Annotated in this window: 15 protein-coding genes; 7 read left to right on the forward strand and 8 right to left on the reverse strand. The window is 72.4% G+C overall.

The genetic code is table 11. The features are described 5' to 3' along the window. Positions 1-35: 35 nt before the first annotated feature. Positions 36-677 (reverse strand): hypothetical protein, encoded by a 642-nt coding sequence (locus KUF83_RS27940; RefSeq protein ID WP_217457728.1) that lies wholly within the window; start codon positions 675-677, stop codon positions 36-38. Positions 678-867: 190 nt separating this feature from the next. After that, the gene (locus tag KUF83_RS27945; protein WP_217457729.1) at positions 868-2,076 is read right to left on the reverse strand and encodes a pyridoxal phosphate-dependent aminotransferase; all 1,209 of its coding nucleotides are present in this window, start codon (positions 2,074-2,076) and stop codon (positions 868-870) included. An 86-nt stretch (positions 2,077-2,162) separates the two neighbouring features. Here KUF83_RS27945 and KUF83_RS27950 point away from each other — a divergent pair, with 86 nt between their 5' ends. Beyond that, entirely contained in the window at positions 2,163-2,795 is a 633-nt protein-coding gene (locus KUF83_RS27950) for a helix-turn-helix domain-containing protein (RefSeq protein ID WP_217457730.1), read from the forward strand. Between the two features lie 177 nt (positions 2,796-2,972). Here KUF83_RS27950 and KUF83_RS27955 read toward each other — a convergent pair whose 3' ends face one another. The 3 genes from KUF83_RS27955 to KUF83_RS27965 all read right to left on the reverse strand — a co-directional run bounded on the left by KUF83_RS27955 (position 2,973) and on the right by KUF83_RS27965 (position 6,752). Continuing rightward, positions 2,973-3,812 (reverse strand): hypothetical protein, encoded by an 840-nt coding sequence (locus KUF83_RS27955; RefSeq protein WP_217457731.1) that lies wholly within the window; start codon positions 3,810-3,812, stop codon positions 2,973-2,975. Beyond that, positions 3,812-5,083 carry a VWA domain-containing protein gene (locus KUF83_RS27960; RefSeq protein WP_217457732.1) on the reverse strand — a complete coding sequence of 424 codons (1,272 nt, stop codon included), beginning with the start codon at positions 5,081-5,083 and terminating at the stop codon, positions 3,812-3,814. Before KUF83_RS27960 ends, KUF83_RS27955 begins: the two co-directional genes overlap by 1 nt. A gap of 76 nt (positions 5,084-5,159) precedes the next feature. Continuing rightward, on the reverse strand, positions 5,160-6,752 hold the full coding sequence (locus tag KUF83_RS27965) for an IucA/IucC family protein (protein ID WP_217457733.1): 1,593 nt from the start codon (positions 6,750-6,752) through the stop codon (positions 5,160-5,162). Positions 6,753-6,799: 47 nt separating this feature from the next. On the opposite strand from KUF83_RS27965, the gene KUF83_RS27970 reads away from it, so the two are divergent. The 3 genes from KUF83_RS27970 (at position 6,800) to KUF83_RS27980 (ending at position 9,677) form a co-directional block, all read left to right on the forward strand. Further along, positions 6,800-8,380 (forward strand): IucA/IucC family siderophore biosynthesis protein, encoded by a 1,581-nt coding sequence (locus tag KUF83_RS27970; RefSeq protein WP_254644503.1) that lies wholly within the window; start codon positions 6,800-6,802, stop codon positions 8,378-8,380. A gap of 83 nt (positions 8,381-8,463) precedes the next feature. After that, on the forward strand, positions 8,464-9,378 hold the full coding sequence (locus tag KUF83_RS27975) for a HipA family kinase (RefSeq protein ID WP_217457735.1): 915 nt from the start codon (positions 8,464-8,466) through the stop codon (positions 9,376-9,378). Then, positions 9,375-9,677: a SelT/SelW/SelH family protein gene (locus tag KUF83_RS27980; RefSeq protein ID WP_254644482.1), complete on the forward strand. Its 303-nt coding sequence runs from the start codon at positions 9,375-9,377 to the stop codon at positions 9,675-9,677. Before KUF83_RS27975 ends, KUF83_RS27980 begins: the two co-directional genes overlap by 4 nt. A gap of 18 nt (positions 9,678-9,695) precedes the next feature. On the opposite strand, the gene aceB is transcribed toward KUF83_RS27980, so the two are convergent. Next, positions 9,696-11,330, reverse strand: a complete 1,635-nt coding sequence (aceB, locus tag KUF83_RS27985) for a malate synthase A (RefSeq protein WP_217457736.1) — start codon at positions 11,328-11,330, stop codon at positions 9,696-9,698. A 186-nt stretch (positions 11,331-11,516) separates the two neighbouring features. Further along, positions 11,517-12,128 carry an NTP transferase domain-containing protein gene (locus KUF83_RS27990; protein WP_217457737.1) on the reverse strand — a complete coding sequence of 204 codons (612 nt, stop codon included), beginning with the start codon at positions 12,126-12,128 and terminating at the stop codon, positions 11,517-11,519. A 186-nt stretch (positions 12,129-12,314) separates the two neighbouring features. On the opposite strand from KUF83_RS27990, the gene KUF83_RS27995 reads away from it, so the two are divergent. Then, positions 12,315-12,629 (forward strand): DUF5955 family protein, encoded by a 315-nt coding sequence (locus tag KUF83_RS27995; RefSeq protein ID WP_217457738.1) that lies wholly within the window; start codon positions 12,315-12,317, stop codon positions 12,627-12,629. An 84-nt stretch (positions 12,630-12,713) separates the two neighbouring features. On the opposite strand, the gene KUF83_RS28000 is transcribed toward KUF83_RS27995, so the two are convergent. After that, positions 12,714-13,520: an IclR family transcriptional regulator gene (locus KUF83_RS28000; RefSeq protein WP_217457739.1), complete on the reverse strand. Its 807-nt coding sequence runs from the start codon at positions 13,518-13,520 to the stop codon at positions 12,714-12,716. A 250-nt stretch (positions 13,521-13,770) separates the two neighbouring features. Here KUF83_RS28000 and allB point away from each other — a divergent pair, with 250 nt between their 5' ends. Together allB and alc are read left to right on the forward strand one after the other, a co-directional pair. Further along, positions 13,771-15,144, forward strand: a complete 1,374-nt coding sequence (gene allB / locus KUF83_RS28005) for an allantoinase AllB (protein ID WP_217457740.1) — start codon at positions 13,771-13,773, stop codon at positions 15,142-15,144. A 107-nt stretch (positions 15,145-15,251) separates the two neighbouring features. Beyond that, positions 15,252-16,382, forward strand: a complete 1,131-nt coding sequence (alc, locus tag KUF83_RS28010; protein ID WP_308403164.1) for an allantoicase — start codon at positions 15,252-15,254, stop codon at positions 16,380-16,382. The last annotated feature ends 11 nt before the right edge of the window (positions 16,383-16,393 follow it).

The raw sequence follows: 16,393 nt of genomic DNA on the forward strand, positions 1-16,393 counted from the left end.
GCCGTCTCGGGCGCCGCACGGCATTCCGGGGGCCGTCAGGACCGGCGGGGCGAGGCCAGCAGATAACGCGCCCCCGTGCGCGGCTCCGTGTGCTCGCTGACCTGCCAGCCCGCCTTCTCCAGCGTCGCCGCGCACTCTCGCAGGGCCGTCGCGTCCGGCTCGCGCACGGCCACGGCCTCCGGCTGTGGAGTCGCGCGCACCCGGTACCCCTCGGGGCCCGCCCCCGCCGGACGGAGTCCGGCCGCCTCCAGGGCGAGGGCGGCGGCCTGCACCAGATGCGTACGCTCCCAGGCGCACGGCCGGTCCACGGCGCCGCCCGTACCGGTCATCCGGCGCAGCTCCAGCAGCCCCTGCCAGGCGCTGTGCACTTCGCGCACGCGTGCTGGACCGGTCTCCGCGGCCTCCTCACCGCCGACGCGGGCGGTGAACACCCCGGAGGACTCGCGGGCGGGTGCGGGTGCGGGCGCGGGTGCGGGTGCGGGCGCCGCGGTCGTCCCCTCGCGTGTGCGGTGCCCGGCCGGTGTCAGGAAGTGGTCGTGCGGCGGACGCGGGTGCCGGAAGGCCAGACCGTGTCTGACCAGCGCCGCGAGCTGGCTCTCCGTACCTCTGAGCCGCCCGGTCACGGGATCGGCGGCATCGATGACGCGCCGCTGCGCGGCGGTCGGCGGTCGGGTCACGGGATGCTCCTTCCTCCTCGGCGCGACGAGCCGACCCGCTGCCGGACGACCGGCGAGCGGCGGGCCCGTTCGAAGAGTACGACCCGGGTCCGACATCCCACCGGGCTCTGCCGGGCACACCACGATCCGGGCTCCGCCGGGCACACCACGAGAAGCCCGGCGGCGGGCCGAGTACCACCGTCTCCACCGCCTACTGCCGGTAGCCGCTCAGGAACCGGCCGATCCGGCTGATCGCCGCGTCGAGGTCGTCGGCGTGCGGGAGGGTGAGGATGCGGAAGTGGTCGGGCCGGGGCCAGTTGAAGCCGGTGCCCTGGACGACCTGGATCTTCTCGCGCAGCAGCAGGTCCAGTACGAGCTTCTCGTCGTCGTGGATCTTGTGCACCGAGGGGTCGATGCGCGGGAACGCGTACAGCGCGCCCTTCGGCTTCACGCAGGAGACGCCGGGAATCTCGTTCAGCTTCTCCCACGCACGGTCCCGCTGCTCGCGCAACCGGCCGCCGGGGGCGGTGAGTTCGTGGATGGACTGGGTGCCGCCGAGCGCTGCCTGGATCGCGTACTGGGCGGGGGCGTTGGCGCACAGCCGCATGGAGGCCAGCATGGTGAGGCCCTCCAGGTAGTTCTTGGCGTGCTGGCGCGGGCCCGTGACGACCAGCCAGCCGGAGCGGAAGCCCGCCACGCGGTAGGTCTTCGACAGGCCGCAGAAGGTGAGGACCACCAGGTCGGGGGCGAGGGCCGCGGCCGAGTGGTGCACGGCGTCGTCGTACAGGATCTGGTCGTAGATCTCGTCCGCGAACACCATCAGGCCGTGCCGGCGGGCCAGGTCGAGGATGCCCTCGATGATCTCCCGGGGGTAGACCGCGCCGGTGGGGTTGTTCGGGTTGATGATGACGACGGCCCTGGTGCGGTCCGTGATCTTCGACGCCATGTCGTCCAGGTCCGGGTACCACTCGGCCTGTTCGTCGCACAGGTAGTGCACGGCCTTGCCGCCCGCGAGCGTCGTCACCGCCGTCCAGAGCGGGAAGTCCGGGGCGGGGATGAGGACTTCGTCGCCGTCCTCGACGAGTGCCTGGACGGCCATGGACACGAGCTCGGAGACCCCGTTGCCCAGGAAGACGTCGTCCACGTCGACTTCCAGGCCCCGCTCCTGGTAGCGCTGCGCCACGGCCCGGCGGGCCGAGAGGATGCCCCGGGAGTCCGTGTAACCGTGCGCCTGGGGGAGCATCCGGATCATGTCCTGGAGGATCTCCGCCGGTGCCTCGAAGCCGAAGAGCGCGGGGTTGCCCGTGTTGAGGCGCAGCACGCTGTGGCCCGCCTCCTCCAGAGCGTTCGCCTGCTCGATGACCGGGCCCCGGATCTCGTAACAGACCTCGCTGAGCTTGCTCGACTGCCGGAACTCCATGCGGTGCGCACCTCCAGGTTGTGGTGTTGCTTGGTTTTACCAAGTAGGTGCTTGGAAAGTCCAACAAGTTGTCTAGACTGCGTCGCATGTCACCTCGCCGAAGCTACGACCAGTACTGTTCCGCTGCCCGGGCCCTCGACGCCGTCGGTGACCGCTGGACCCTTCTGATCGTCCGCGAGCTGCTCGCCGGTCCGCGCCGCTACACCGACCTGCACGCGGACCTGCCCGGTGTGAGTACCGACGTGCTCGCCTCCCGGCTCAAGGACATGGAGCGGGACGGCCTGGCGACCCGGCGCCGACTGCCTCCGCCGGCCGCGGCGTACGTGTACGAACTCAGCGGGCGTGGGCGCGCGTTGCTGCCCGTGCTGCAGGCCCTGGGGGAGTGGGGCGCGCCGCTGCTGGCGGAGCGGCGGCCCACCGATGCCGTGCGCGCGCACTGGTTCGCGCTGCCACTGATGCGGAGCCTGGCGGGACTTGGCGACGGCGTCGTCCATGTGCGCCTGGACGAGGGCGAGTTCCACGTGCGGCTCGGCTCCGTGGACGGCCCGGTGTACGGGGAGGGCCCCGCACCCGAGGAACCCGACGCCCGCCTCACGCTCGACACCGAGGCGTGCACGCTGCTCGGCCGGGGAGACCTGACACTGCCGGAGGCGGTCCGGGGCGGACGGATCACGGTGACGGGAGAGGGCCCCCTGGCCAAGGCGCTGCGGGAGGCCTGACCGTCCCTGGACGGTCGGCGGCCCGCCGCACCGCGGAACCGGCGCGACGGGCCGAACGCCCCGAAGGGGCACGGGGAACCGCGAACGAGCCATCACCGGTCCGCGGACGAGCGACGACCGGTCCGCGGACGCGAGCGGGCCGGTCCGCGGACGCGAAACGGCTGTGGAACGGGAGACTCAGGCGCCCGGCGGCACCCGTGAGGGCCGCCCGGGCCCCCGCGTCAGCGTGTACCCGCCGACGCCCGCGAGCGCGGCCAGCACACCCCCGATCCCGGTCCACACCCAACGGTCGGACCACCACCCGGAGGCCCACCCGTCATCGGGCTCGATGCTGGACAGCACGGCGGCAGGCGTGTCGGACTCCTCGTCCTCCTTCGCCGTCACCGCGATGCCCGGGACCAGCGGCTCGGCCAGCGAGCCGTCGACCGCGGCCGCCCCGCCCATGTCCTTCGAGTCGACCCGCACCTCGGCGTCCACCGGCAGTCCGAGGTCGGCGGCCTCCAGGCCGACGGTCGTCAGCCGGACGTAGTACGTGCCGGGCAGCGGGTCGTCGGCCCACGGCTCCGACCAGGCGCGGACCGTGCGCAGGGTGCAGGACAGGTCCACGGAGGCGGCCTCCTGGGCGGCCGTCCGCGTCTGCGCCCCGTACTGGCACGCCTGGCGACGCCGCAGCCCGTCGTACACGTCGATCTGCCAGGTCGCGGAGGCGTGCGCGTCCGGCAGCTTCACCTTCGCCTGCACGGTGGGCCGCTGCCCGGCGTCGGCGGGGAACGACCAGTAGAGGTAGTCGCCCGTGGAGGCGCTCGCGGTCGCCCGCTGCCCCTGGTCGACCTCGGCCGCCGTGCGGAAGGACGTTCCCGCCGAGGTGGGCGCGGAGTCGTCGTCCGAAGGGCTCGCGGAGGGGGAGGAGTCGGCGGTCGCGGGGGTCACCGAGACCCCGAGCAGCAGCAGCCCCGCACCGATCGCGCGGACGACACCTCTGGCGCCGACGGCGCTCGACATACGGTTGGCACGCATCAGTTGGTCCTCCAGACCGTGATCCGCCAGCGCGAGACCCAGCCCCACAGCACACCCGCGAGGAAGCCGGTGAGTACCAGGGCGCCCAGCAGCCACCAGCCGCGCCCGAGGCCGAAGGAGGCCACGTCGCTCGATGTGCCGGGCCCGTCCACGACGTCCACGGTCAGTTCGAGCGGCAGGCCGGGTGTGGTCTTCACTCCGGCGGCCGCCGAGAAGGAGTTGGCGACCTGGAGGCACACGGTCTCCGTGGCGGCCTCGTCACCGGAGTCGTCGTCGCTCTCGGCGCTGGGGTACCGCAGTCCGGCCGACATGACGTCGGTCCGTCCGTCGCCGGTCGACTCGCCGCGCACGATCTCACGCCCGTGCGAGGTCACCGCCCGCAGCGTCACGCCGTAGTCCCGGTCGACCCGGCGGTCGGCCGCGACGCTCACCGAGGCGCGCAGCTCGGAGCCTGCCGGGAGGTCCACGCGGTACCAGCGGTGCTGCCCGAACTCCTCACGGTCGGTGTAGAGCCCGGACTTGACCGCGGGAGCCTTCGCGCAGGCGTCGGCCCCTTCCACCGCGACCGGCGTCACCACCGGATCGGCGGCCCGGTCGACCAACTGGTTGACCTTGTCGGCCAGTTCGTCGGTGTGCTCGACCGACGTGTACGTTCCGCCGGTGGCCTCCGCGATGCAGCTGAGCTGCTGCCGCAGCTTGGTGTTCGGCACCAGTCCGAGGGTGTCGATGGTGAGGCCGATGCCCTTGGCGGCGATCTCGCGTGCCACCTCGCACGGGTCCAGCGGGGCGCAGGTGTCCTCGCCGTCGCTGATGAGGACGATACGGCGGGAGCCCTCACCGCCCTCCAGGTCGTCGGCCGCCTTGAGGAGCGCCGGGCCGATCGGGGTCCAGCCGGTGGGTGAGAGGGTCGCGACCGCCGTCTTCGCCTCGGTGCGGTCCAACGGCCCGACGGGGTAGAGCTGTTCGGTGTCCTTGCAGCCCGTCCTGCGGTCGTCGCCGCGGTAGTTGGCGCCGAGTGTCCGTATGCCCAGCTGGACCTCTTCGGGCGTCGCGTCGAGGACCTCGTTGAAGGCCTGCTTCGCCGCCGCCATCCGGGTCTGGCCGTCGATGTCCCGCGCCCGCATCGAACCGCTGACGTCGAGGACGAGGTTGACCTTGGGCGCGGCACCCGTGGGTTCGTCGGCGACGGCTCCGGCCGGCAGGGCGATCCCGGCCGTCAGGGCGGCGAGCAGGGCGCAGGCGCCCGCCGCCGGCCGTTTTCTTGTGATCATCGCCGGATCCTATGGAGCAAAGGCGCCACGCTTCAAAACGAGGGCGCCGGATCCTGCCGAACGCAGCTGCCACACGTCAGAGCGGCCGGCCCGAAGACCGGTCCGTGGACCGGTCCGAGGGCGGGTCGGTGAGCGGGTTGGGCAGGCGCGCCCAGATGTCGCCGGGCCGCTCGGGCGACAGCCGCATCAGGGTCAACGCCTTTGCGGGCAGGGCCTCTTCGAGGAGGGCCGTGAGGTCGGGGGTGCGCGGCAGGTCCCGTACCGCCTCGGACAGTGCCTCGCGCAGCGCGGGCGCCGAACCGGCTGTCGCCGCGAGGGTGCCCGCGACGAGCGAGCCGAAGAGCTTGCTGCGCAGGACGGACTCGTCGTCGGTGACGATACGGCCCGTCAGTTCGGGTGCCGGGATGCCGTGTCGGGCCAGCCGGGCCGGGCTGATCCGGATGTCCGCCAGATCGCGGTAGACCAGCCGCACCGGGGCGCCGGCGGGGGAGAGCACCACGAGCAGGTTCTGGCCGTGCGCCTCCAGGGCCACTCCCAGATCGAGCAGACGCAGCCCCACCGTGAGCGCGAGCCGGCTGAACTGCGCCAGCCAGCCCGTGGACCGGGGCCGGACGTCCGCGGCGAGCGACGCGACCGGGACGACCTGTTCGCCCGTCTGCGCGTACACCTCCGGCGACTCACGCGAAACCGCTGCCAGATCAGGTGTGTTGGCGGTGGCGGCCCCGAGAGTCCGGGTGATGTGGAGCAGGCCGTCCAAGCGCCCGGCCATCGATTCCATGAACGCCGAGACCGTCGCCGCCGACGTGATCGAGTACACCGAGATGTCCCGCACGGACGAGGTCAGCCGGGCGCTGAGCGCGGTCTTGAGGTGCGGCCCGCCCGGCACGGCCAGGGTGCGCAGGGACATCAGGGGGTGCGCGGCCATGCCTTCCCCGAGGGCCTTCTCCTTCAGCACATGCCGCGCCTGCCACGGATGGACGGGGATCAGCACGCGCCCCGCCTCCCGGTACGGCCACTCGCCCGTCACCCGGCAGTCCTCCTCCCGTACGGCGGCCGTCCGCAGCTCGACCACCGGCCGGTGCTCGGGCGCGTAGTCGAGCTGGTCGGCCACCGAGAATCCGGGCCTGGAACGGCAGTTGGGGTGAAAGGGGTGGCCGTCGACGACCCGCTGCTCCCACTCCCAGAGCGCACGGGGGTCCGCCGACGGCTGCTGGTTGGCGCGCGAGAGGGCCAACGAGGCGGCACTGTGGGCGAGTTCGGCGGCGAAGGGTCCGCCGTGCGGGAGCCCGAGCGCCGTCATCAGCGCGGCCGGGTGGTCGTACACGACCCCGTCCAGTTCGACCTGTGTGACGGTCGCGGCCGTCGCGTACGGGTCCGGTCGCGGGCCGCGCAGCCGACGGCCGTCGGCCAGCAGCAGCTCCACCCCGTCGAGGTCGCCCGCGCGGCGCGTGACCCACGGCAGCGGCTCGTGGGCGAGTCCACGCCACAGCCGGGACAGCACGGCGGCGCGCGCACCGGGGAGTTCGGCCGTGTACGGGGACACCAGGGCGGGGCGTACGGTGCGCAGCTCGGCGGCGAGAGAGGTCTCGGTCTCGGCCGGGGTGCGGGCAGGGTGCACAGGGGCTCCTAGAGTGAGGGACACATCGCGGCCGGGTACGACGCCGGACATACTGAGCGCCAGTGCACCGTATGCAACGAACGGATCGCGTGGATCTCATGCACCCCGTGCCACCCATGCACCCCGGTGACGGCGTCGCCGAAGCAGCCGACGCGTACGCGTCGGCGCCGCTGCTCAACTGTCTGCTGCGGGAGATCGGCGAACCCGTACCGGGGCCGCGGGAGCCGGGTGAACGACGGGTGTACCGGCTGCCCGGCGGACGGCTCCTGCGGGTGCGCGACGGGCGCAGGCCGCGCGACCCGGAGCTGTTCACCGACGGCGCCTGGCAGCGGCTCGGCCACGCCGCTCTGGTCGAGCTCACCGCCGAGGAACTGCGCCGCCACACCGGCCTGTCCAACCCCGGGCTGCCCGCCGAGATGACCGACAGCAGGGACGTGGTGGCCGCGATCCTGGCGGCCCGCGCGGGTACGGCTCCGCCCACCGACCCGTATCGGCGGTCCGAGCAGTCCCTGATCACGGGGCATCCCCACCACCCGGCCCCCAAGGCGCGCGGCGGCGGCCCGGTGACCGGCTGGCTCCCGTACGCCCCCGAGGCGTACGCCTCGTTTCCGCTGGTGCTGCTGGGCCTGCGGGAGGACGCCTGCGTGGAGGACGGCGACACGAGGGCCCTCGACGCCCTGGGCGAGGCCCCGCCCGGCTACCGCCTCCTGCCGGCCCACCCGTGGCAGCTCGACCTCGTCGGCGCCCGCCCGGAGATCCGCGCGGCCCTCGCCGACGGCCGCCTCGTACGCCTCGGCCCCTCCGCCCGGCCCGCCTGGCCGACGGCCGCGGTCCGCACCCTGTACGTCCCCGGCGCCGACCTCTTCGTGAAGTTCAGCCTCGACGTCCGCATCACCAACGACATCCGCCGCCTGTGGCGTCACGACCTGCTCGCACTGCGCCGTACGGACACCGCGGTGACGCAGGCCTTCACCGCCCTGGACGCCGGCCCGGCCTGGCTGAGCGACCGCGGCTACCGCACGGCGGACTTCGCCTTCGAGGAGCTGGCCGTCCTCGTACGTGACGGTCTGCGTGAGCATGTGACCCCCGGTTCGACTCCCCTGCTGGCGGCCGCGCTGACGGAGGGCGTACAGGGCACCCGCGACCCCCTCGGCCCGGACGGCGTGCGGGACCTGGCGGGCTTCGACGGCAACCCCCTGGACACCCTCGCCGATCCGGCCGCCTGGTGGACGGCGTATCTGCGCCAAGTCGTCCCGCCGGTACTGGAGTTGTTCGTCCGGCACGGCGTCGTGCTCGAAGCGCACCTGCAGAACACGGTGGTGGCCGTGGACGGCGACGGCGTACCGGTGCAGGCACTGTTCCGGGACGCCGAGGGCGTGAAGCTGCTGCCGGACGTGACGCGGAAGGCCGGCTGGGAGCGGCTGGTGTACTGCCTGGTCGTGAACAACCTGCTGGAGATCGCGGGCGCCCTGCGGGAGCGGCACCCGGAGCTGGATCCCTGGGAGCCCGTACGGCGGGAACTGGCGCGGTACGAGCCCCAGCTGCCCGAGGTGGCGGACCTCCTGCGGTCACCGGCCCTGCCCGGCAAGACGAACCTGCTGCTGCGCTGGACGGAGGCGGACGGCGCGGACGCACGCTACCGGCCCGTCCCGAACCCGCTGCGTGTGGCGGACGTCTGACGGGCGTGGTGTGCCGCGGTCGTCAGGACCGTGGCCCGGAAATGGCGATCAGTCGTGCGGGCGACTGAATTACAGTGGCTGATGTGCTGCGCGAAGTGACCGCCGATCGATACGTGACCCCGCTGCGGGCGGGCGGTTCCGTCCCCGGAATCGTCGAGGCCGACGACCTGGGCACCTACGTCGTGAAGTTCACCGGCTCGGCGCAGGGGCTGAAGGCGCTGGTCGCCGAGGTGATCGTGGGTGAGCTGGCGCGTGCCCTCGGACTGCGGTTCCCCGAGCTGGTGCTGGTGCACTTCGACCCGGCCGTCGCCGAGCACGAGCCGCACGCGGAGGTGCAGGACCTCCTGCGCTCCAGCGCCGGACTCAACCTCGGCATGGACTACCTGTCGGGCGCCCAGGACTTCACCCCGGAGGTCGCGGAGGCGTTCGACGTCGACCCCCTGGAAGCCGGCCGGATCATCTGGCTGGACGCCCTCACGGTCAACGTCGACCGCACGACGCACAGCTCGAACCTGATGGTCTGGCCCACGCTCGGTGTCGCGCCCCCGAAGCTGTGGCTGATCGACCACGGCGCCGCGCTGGTCTTCCACCACCGCTGGGACGCCTCGTCGCCGGAGAAGGCGTACGACTTCCGGCGGCACGCGCTCGGCGGCCACACCCCCGACACACGCGCGGCCGACGCCGAGCTGGCGCCCAGGGTGACGGAGGACCTGCTGCGCGCGATCACCGCGGAGGTGCCCGACGCCTGGCTCGCCGACGAGCCCGGCTTCACGACCCCCGACGACGTCCGCGAGGCGTACGTCGGATACCTCCTCGCCCGGGTGAGGGCCTCCGAGGCCTGGCTGCCCACCGGCTTCCCCACCCGTGAACAGCTCGCGGCCGAGGACGCCCACCGGGCGGCGAAGACCCAGCGGGGCCGTCCGGACTGGCTGAAGCGGGTCCCCGACCTGCACGGCAAACCGGCGGCGGAACAGGATTGGTCGGTACACCTCGGATGACACCGGAGAACACGCCCGCCGCGACGGTGCTGCCGCACCGCGTGCAGATCGAGTACTGCACCCAGTGCCGCTGGCTGCCCCGGGCCGCGTGGCTCGCCCAGGAGCTCCTCACCACCTTCGAGCAGGAGCTGACCGAGCTCGCGCTCAAGCCGGGCACCGGCGGTGTCTTCGTCGTACGGGTCGACGACGAGGTGGTCTGGGACCGCCGTGAGCAGGGTTTTCCCGAGCCGACGGCCGTGAAGCGCCTGGTACGCGACCGAGTGGCCCCGGGGAAGACCCTGGGCCACTCGGAGAGGTAGTACGCGCGGCGGGCCCGCTCAGCCGGCCAGCTGTTCGTAGGCCGGCAGGGTCAGGAAGTCCGCGTAGTCCTCGTCGAGCGCGACCGTCAGCAGCAGGTCGTGGGCCTGCTGCCAGCGACCGGCCGCGAAGGCCTCCTCGCCGATCTCGGCGCGGATGTCGGCCAGTTCACGGGCCGCGATCTCGCGGGCCAGCTCGGGCGTGGCCTTCACCATGTTCCCGTCGTGCTCGAACTCGACGCCCGCGTTGATCCACTGCCAGATCTGCGAGCGCGAGATCTCCGCGGTGGCCGCGTCCTCCATCAGGTTGAAGATCGCGACGGCGCCCATGCCCCGCAGCCAGGCCTCGATGTAGCGGATGCCGACCTGGACGGCGTTGACGAGTCCGTCGTACGTGGGCCTGGCCTCCAGGGAGTCGACGGCGATCAGGTCGGCCGCCTTGACGTCGACGTCCTCGCGCAGCCGGTCCTTCTGGTTCGGCCTGTCGCCGAGCACGGCGTCGAAGGACGCCATCGCGATCGGGACCAGGTCGGGGTGGGCCACCCACGATCCGTCGAAGCCGTCGCCCGCCTCGCGGTCCTTGTCGGCCTTGACCTTCTCGAAGGCGACCTTGTTGACCTCCTCGTCCCGCCGGGACGGGATGAACGCCGCCATGCCGCCGATCGCGTGCGCTCCCCGCTTGTGGCAGGTGCGGACGAGCAGTTCGGTGTACGCGCGCATGAACGGGGCCGTCATCGTCACCGCGTTGCGGTCCGGGAGGACGAACTTCTGCCCGCCGTCACGGAAGTTCTTGACGATGGAGAAGAGGTAGTCCCAGCGGCCCGCGTTCAACCCCGAGGCGTGGTCGCGGAGTTCGTAGAGGATCTCCTCCATCTCGTACGCCGCCGTGATCGTCTCGATCAGGACGGTCGCGCGGACGGTGCCCTGCGGGATGCCGACGTAGTCCTGTGCGAAGACGAACACCTCGTTCCAGAGGCGGGCCTCCAGGTGCGACTCCGTCTTCGGCAGGTAGAAGTACGGGCCCTTGCCGAGGTCCAGCAGCCGCTGGGCGTTGTGGAAGAAGTACAGGCCGAAGTCGACGAGGGCGCCGGGGACCGGGGTGCCGTCGGCGTCGACGAGGTGGCGCTCGTCCAGATGCCAGCCGCGCGGGCGCATCACGACCGTGGCCAGTTCCCCGGGTGCCTTCAGGGCGTACGACTTGCCGGTGCGCTCGTCCGTGAAGTCGATGTTCCGGGTGTACGCGTCGGCCATGTTCACCTGGCCGAGGACCACGTTCTCCCAGGTCGGCGCGGAGGCGTCCTCGAAGTCCGCCAGCCAGATCCTGGCGCCCGAGTTGAGGGCGTTGATGGTCATCTTGCGGTCGGTGGGGCCGGTGATCTCGACGCGGCGGTCGTTGAGGGCCTCGGGCGACGGGGCCACCCGCCAGGAGTCGTCCGCGCGGATCGCGGCGGTCTCCGGGAGGAAGTCGAGCGTGGAGGTGCGGGCGATCTCGGCGCGGCGCCCGGCGCGCAGGGCGAGAAGCTCGTCACGCCGGGGCGTGAACCGCCGGTGCAACTCGGCCACGAAGGCGAGGGCCTCGTCGGTGAGGACCTCCTCCTGCCGGGGCAGGGGCTCGGCGCCGACGATGGCCAGCGGGGACGGCGCTGGTGCGGACATGAGCGGTCACTTCCTTCAGCGAGCGTGGCACCGGGTGCCAGTCGACCGGGTACGGCGGTGGACGCCCGTGGAGGGGCCGGGCGCTTCTGAACAGTGGATACTAGTTTCCTCATGGTGGAAGTTCAATAATTTGTTGATGTCGAGATTCTCCGGGTCGAGGGAAGGTGGCGCTCGGTGCCACCCCGTTCACCCCGGGTGCTGTTCGAGGTGCGCGAGGTCCGCCACCGTGTCGATGTCGAACGGCTGTGCCACGTCCGCGCACTCGACGAGCGTGATCGCGTCCGCGTGCTCCTTCAGATAGGCGCGTGCCCCCCGGTCGCCCGTCGCAGTCGCGGCGATTCCCGCCCAGTGGTCGGCGCCGAGCAGGACGGGGTGTCCGCGCCTGCCGTCGTAGGAGGCGGAGGCGAGCGACGCGGGGGACCGGTGGGCGGCCAGGAGCCGGGCCACCGCCTCGGGGCCGATGCCGGGCTGGTCGACCAGTGACACGAGAGCGGCCCCCGCTCCGGTGCCCCGCAGGGACTCCAGCCCCGCCCGCAGCGAGGAACCCATGCCCTCCTCCCAGTCCGGGTTGTCCACCAGTACGCACCCGGGCAGCTCCGCCCGCTCCCGTACGGTCTCGGCCCGGGCCCCCACTACGACGTGGATCCGGGCGCAGCCGGCGGCGCGCAGCACTCCGGCCGCGTGCTCCACCAGCGGGCGCCCCCGGTGTTCGAGGAGGGCCTTGGGGCGTCCGCCGAGGCGCCGGCCGCCGCCCGCGGCGAGGAGCAGTCCGGCGACCCGGTCGTCGTTGTGCGTCATTCCTCCTGCATACCTGACCGCGGGGCGAGAAGAGGATGTCCGGGGTCTGAATTTCGGTCCTCGTGGTGGCGTCCACCGCACCGGGTGGCGTTTACTGGCCCGCGTCCCCGGCGCCCGACCAGCGCCACGGGACGGTCGGCGGGAGCGAGGGCGTCTCGCGCACGACGGCGTGGGAAGGGGAGAGCTGTGTTGCGGAGCTTGGGACAGAGGTCAGTGACCGGCAGCGACGAGGACCCGAGAGTGGCGGAGTTGCGGACCGCGGTGTCCAGACTGCGCCGTGAACTCGCCGCGCTTCCGGCCGAGTTCCCGGACCGCGGCATCGCCGAGGACGAACTGGCGGCGCTCGCCGCGATGGCCGTCAGCGGCATCCCCGAGGCTCCGCGCCTGCGCCGCTCGCTGCTCCTGGTCGCCGGTTCCATCGGCTCGGTCAGCGCGCTGGCCGCGGGGCTCGCGGGCGTACGCAGCGCGGTCGACCTCTTCGGAGAGCCGCCGCGCCGCTGAGCCCGACCGGGCGACGGCCTTCCCGGGCCGGTCGACTCCCTTGCCGGGCAGGCCCGTCGGGCGCGGCCCGGCGGGCGGGCCCGCTCAGGCCGCGGGGCCCGAACTCGCCAGCGCCGCCGACAGTTCCACCGCGACCTGCTGGAGCACGGGCACGATCCGCTCCGTGGCCGCCTCCGTGACGCGGCCGGCCGGTCCGGAGATCGAAATGGCCGCCGCGGTGGGCGAGTCGGGTACGGGGACGGCGAGGCAGCGGACCCCGATCTCCTGCTCGTTGTCGTCCACCGCGTAGCCGGCGCGCCGCACCTCCTCCAGGGCGTCGAGGAAGCCGTCCGGTGTCGTGATCGTCTTCTCGGTGGCGGCGGGCATGCCCGTACGGGACAGGAGGGCGCGCACCTCGTCGGCCGGTACGTGGGCGAGGAGGGCCTTGCCCACGCCGGTGGAGTGCGGCAGCACCCTGCGGCCCACCTCGGTGAACATCCGCATGGAGTGCTTGGACGGCACCTGGGCCACGTACACGATCTCGTCGCCGTCGAGCAGTGCCATGTTCGCCGTCTCGCCGGTCTCCTCGACCAGACGGGCCAGATAGGGGCGCGCCCACGTGCCGAGCAGCCTGGACGCCGACTCGCCGAGACGGATCAGGCGCGGGCCGAGCGCGTACCGCCGGTTGGTCTGCTGGCGCACGTAACCGCAGGCCACGAGGGTGCGCATGAGGCGGTGGATGGTGGGCAGCGGCAGACCGCTGCTCGCGGAGAGCTCGCTCAGCCCGACCTCGCCGCCCGCGTCCGCCATCCTCTCCAGCAGGTCGAAGGCGCGCTCGAGGGACTGGACGCCACCGCCGCCGGCGGCTGGCTTTGCGGCGACATCGGCAGGGGCGTCGCTGGACGTCGGCACGGGCGCGGTCCTTTCAGACGGGCAGGCAGGTGGGAAGCCTACCCGGCAGTTGGTTGACTGCACGGCTGCGTGTGGCTAAGTTCTGCTTTACGGAAGTGTATTTCCGCTTTGTGGAAACGTCTAGGGGTGGTCGCCCGCGGCGACGGCCGGAAGGCCGACCCTTGACGGCACGGGGTACGGAGTGAAGACTCCTTCAACAGAACGTTGAATTCCGTTACGTGGATGTGAACAGCGGAATGAGACGTCCGGCATGAAAGGGGTCCCGGTGTCCGACGACGCACTGGTCGAACTGGTCCTGCGCTCGACGCGCGTCATCACTCCCGAAGGGACGCGCGCCGCCTCGGTCGCCGTCGCCGCGGGAAAGATCACGGCGGTGCTCCCGCACGACGCCGAGGTGCCCGCCGGGGCCCGGCTGGAGGACTTCGGCGACGACGTCCTGCTGCCCGGACTCGTCGACACCCACGTGCACGTCAACGACCCGGGCCGCACGGAGTGGGAGGGCTTCTGGACCGCCACGCGCGCCGCGGCGGCCGGTGGCATCACGACGCTCGTCGACATGCCCCTCAATTCCCTGCCTCCCACCACCACGGTCGACCACCTCCGCACCAAGAAGGACGTCGCCCGGCCCAAGGCGCACATCGACCTCGGGTTCTGGGGCGGCGCCCTGCCCGGCAACGTGAAGGATCTGCGACCGCTGCACGACGCGGGCGTCTTCGGCTTCAAGGCGTTCCTGTCGCCCTCGGGGGTCGACGAGTTCCCCGAGCTGGACCAGGACCAACTCGCCCAGTCCCTCGCGGAGATCGCCGGATTCGACGGCCTGCTCATCGTGCACGCCGAGGACCCGCATCACCTGGCCGCCGCGCCCCAGCCGGGCCCGCGGGAGGCCGTCGCGTACGCGGCCTTCCTCGCCTCGCGGCCGCGCGACGCCGAGAACACCGCCGTCGCGAACCTCATCGCGCAGGCCCGGCGCCTCGACGCGCGCGTCCACGTACTGCACCTGTCGTCCAGCGACGCGCTGCCGCAGATCGCGGCCGCCAAGCGCGAGGGCGTACGCCTCACGGTGGAGACCTGTCCGCACTATCTGACACTCACCGCCGAGGAAGTCCCGGACGGGGCCAGCGAGTTCAAGTGCTGCCCGCCCATCCGTGAGGCCGCGAACCAGGACCTCCTGTGGCAGGCGCTGGCCGACGGCACCATCGACTGCGTGGTCACCGACCACTCGCCGTCGACGGCCGACCTCAAGACCGACGACTTCGCGACCGCGTGGGGCGGCATCTCCGGGCTCCAGCTCAGCCTGTCCGCCGTCTGGACCGAGGCCCGCAAGCGAGGACACGGTCTGGAGGACGTGGTCCGCTGGATGTCCTCGCGCACGGCCGAACTGGTCGGCCTCGACGACCGCAAGGGCGCCATCGAGGCCGGCCGTGACGCCGACTTCGCGGTGCTCGCCCCCGACGAGACCTTCACCGTCGATCCGGCGGCCCTCCAGCACCGCAACCGGATCACCGCGTACGCCGGCCGGACCCTGCACGGTGTCGTCCGGTCCACGTGGCTGCGCGGCGAACGCATCGTGTCCGACGGCGAGTTCACCGAACCGCGCGGGCAACTCCTGTCCCGGCGACCGTAGTCCGTACCCGAAGCCCGACCCCGCAGTCCACGAACGCCCCCGCACCCGCAGTCCACGAACGCCCCCGCACCCGCAGCGGCCGTCCCCGAAAGGAAGACCTGATCACCGTGACGGAGCAGCATCGACCCGCTTTGGCTCGATTCACCGGCGACGCGAGCCCCTACGGAGGCGGCGACCCGTACGCGGACCACCGCACCGCCGACTTCCCCTTCACCCGGTACGCCGACCTCGCCGACCGGCAGCTCGGCGCCGGGGTCGTCGCCGCCAACGACGAGTTCTTCGCCCAGCGCGAGAACCTGCTGCTGCCCGGGCGGGCGGAGTTCGACCCCGAGCACTTCGGGCACAAGGGCAAGATCATGGACGGCTGGGAGACCCGGCGCCGGCGCGGTACGTCCGACGGCCACCCGTGGCCCACCGCCGACGACCACGACTGGGCGCTCGTCCGCCTCGGCGCTCCCGGTGTCGTACGCGGCATCGTCGTCGACACCGCCCACTTCCGCGGCAACTACCCGCAGGCCGTGTCCGTCGAGGGGACGTCGGTACCCGGATCCCCGTCCCCCGAGGAACTCCTCGCGGACGACGTCAAGTGGACAACTCTCGTACCCCGTACGGAGGTCGGCGGCCACGCGGCCAACGGCTTCGCCGTCGACGTCGAGCAGCGCATCACCCATCTCCGCGTCAACCAGCATCCCGACGGCGGCATCGCGCGCCTTCGCGTGTACGGCGAGGTCGTACCGGACCCGCGCTGGCTTGCGGTCCTCGGCACCTTCGACGTGGTCGCCCTGGAGAACGGCGGCCAGGTCGAGGACGCGTCCGACCGCTTCTACTCGCCCGCCACGAACACCATCCAACCCGGGCGTAGCCGCAAGATGGACGACGGCTGGGAGACCCGGCGGCGCCGCGACCAGGGCAACGACTGGATCCGCTACCAGCTGGTCGCGCGGTCCGAGATCCGCGCGATCGAGATCGACACGGCCTATCTGAAGGGCAACTCGGCGGGCTGGGCGTCCGTTTCCGTGCGCGACGGCGCGGAGGGCGAGTGGACGGAGGTCCTGCCCCGGACCCGTCTCCAGCCCGACACGAACCACCGGTTCGTCCTCACCGCCCCGGCCGTCGGCACGCACGCCCGCGTGGACATCTTCCCCGACGGCGGCATCTCCCGCCTCAGGCTGTTCGGCGCCCTGACGGAGGACGGCGCGACCCGCCTGACGGCCCGCCACCAGGAACTCGGCGGCTGAGCCCCGGCCCG

Origin of the sequence: Streptomyces sp. BV286 (genome assembly GCF_019090165.1) — a bacterium.
In the GTDB taxonomy this organism is placed as follows: Bacteria; Actinomycetota; Actinomycetes; order Streptomycetales; family Streptomycetaceae; genus Streptomyces.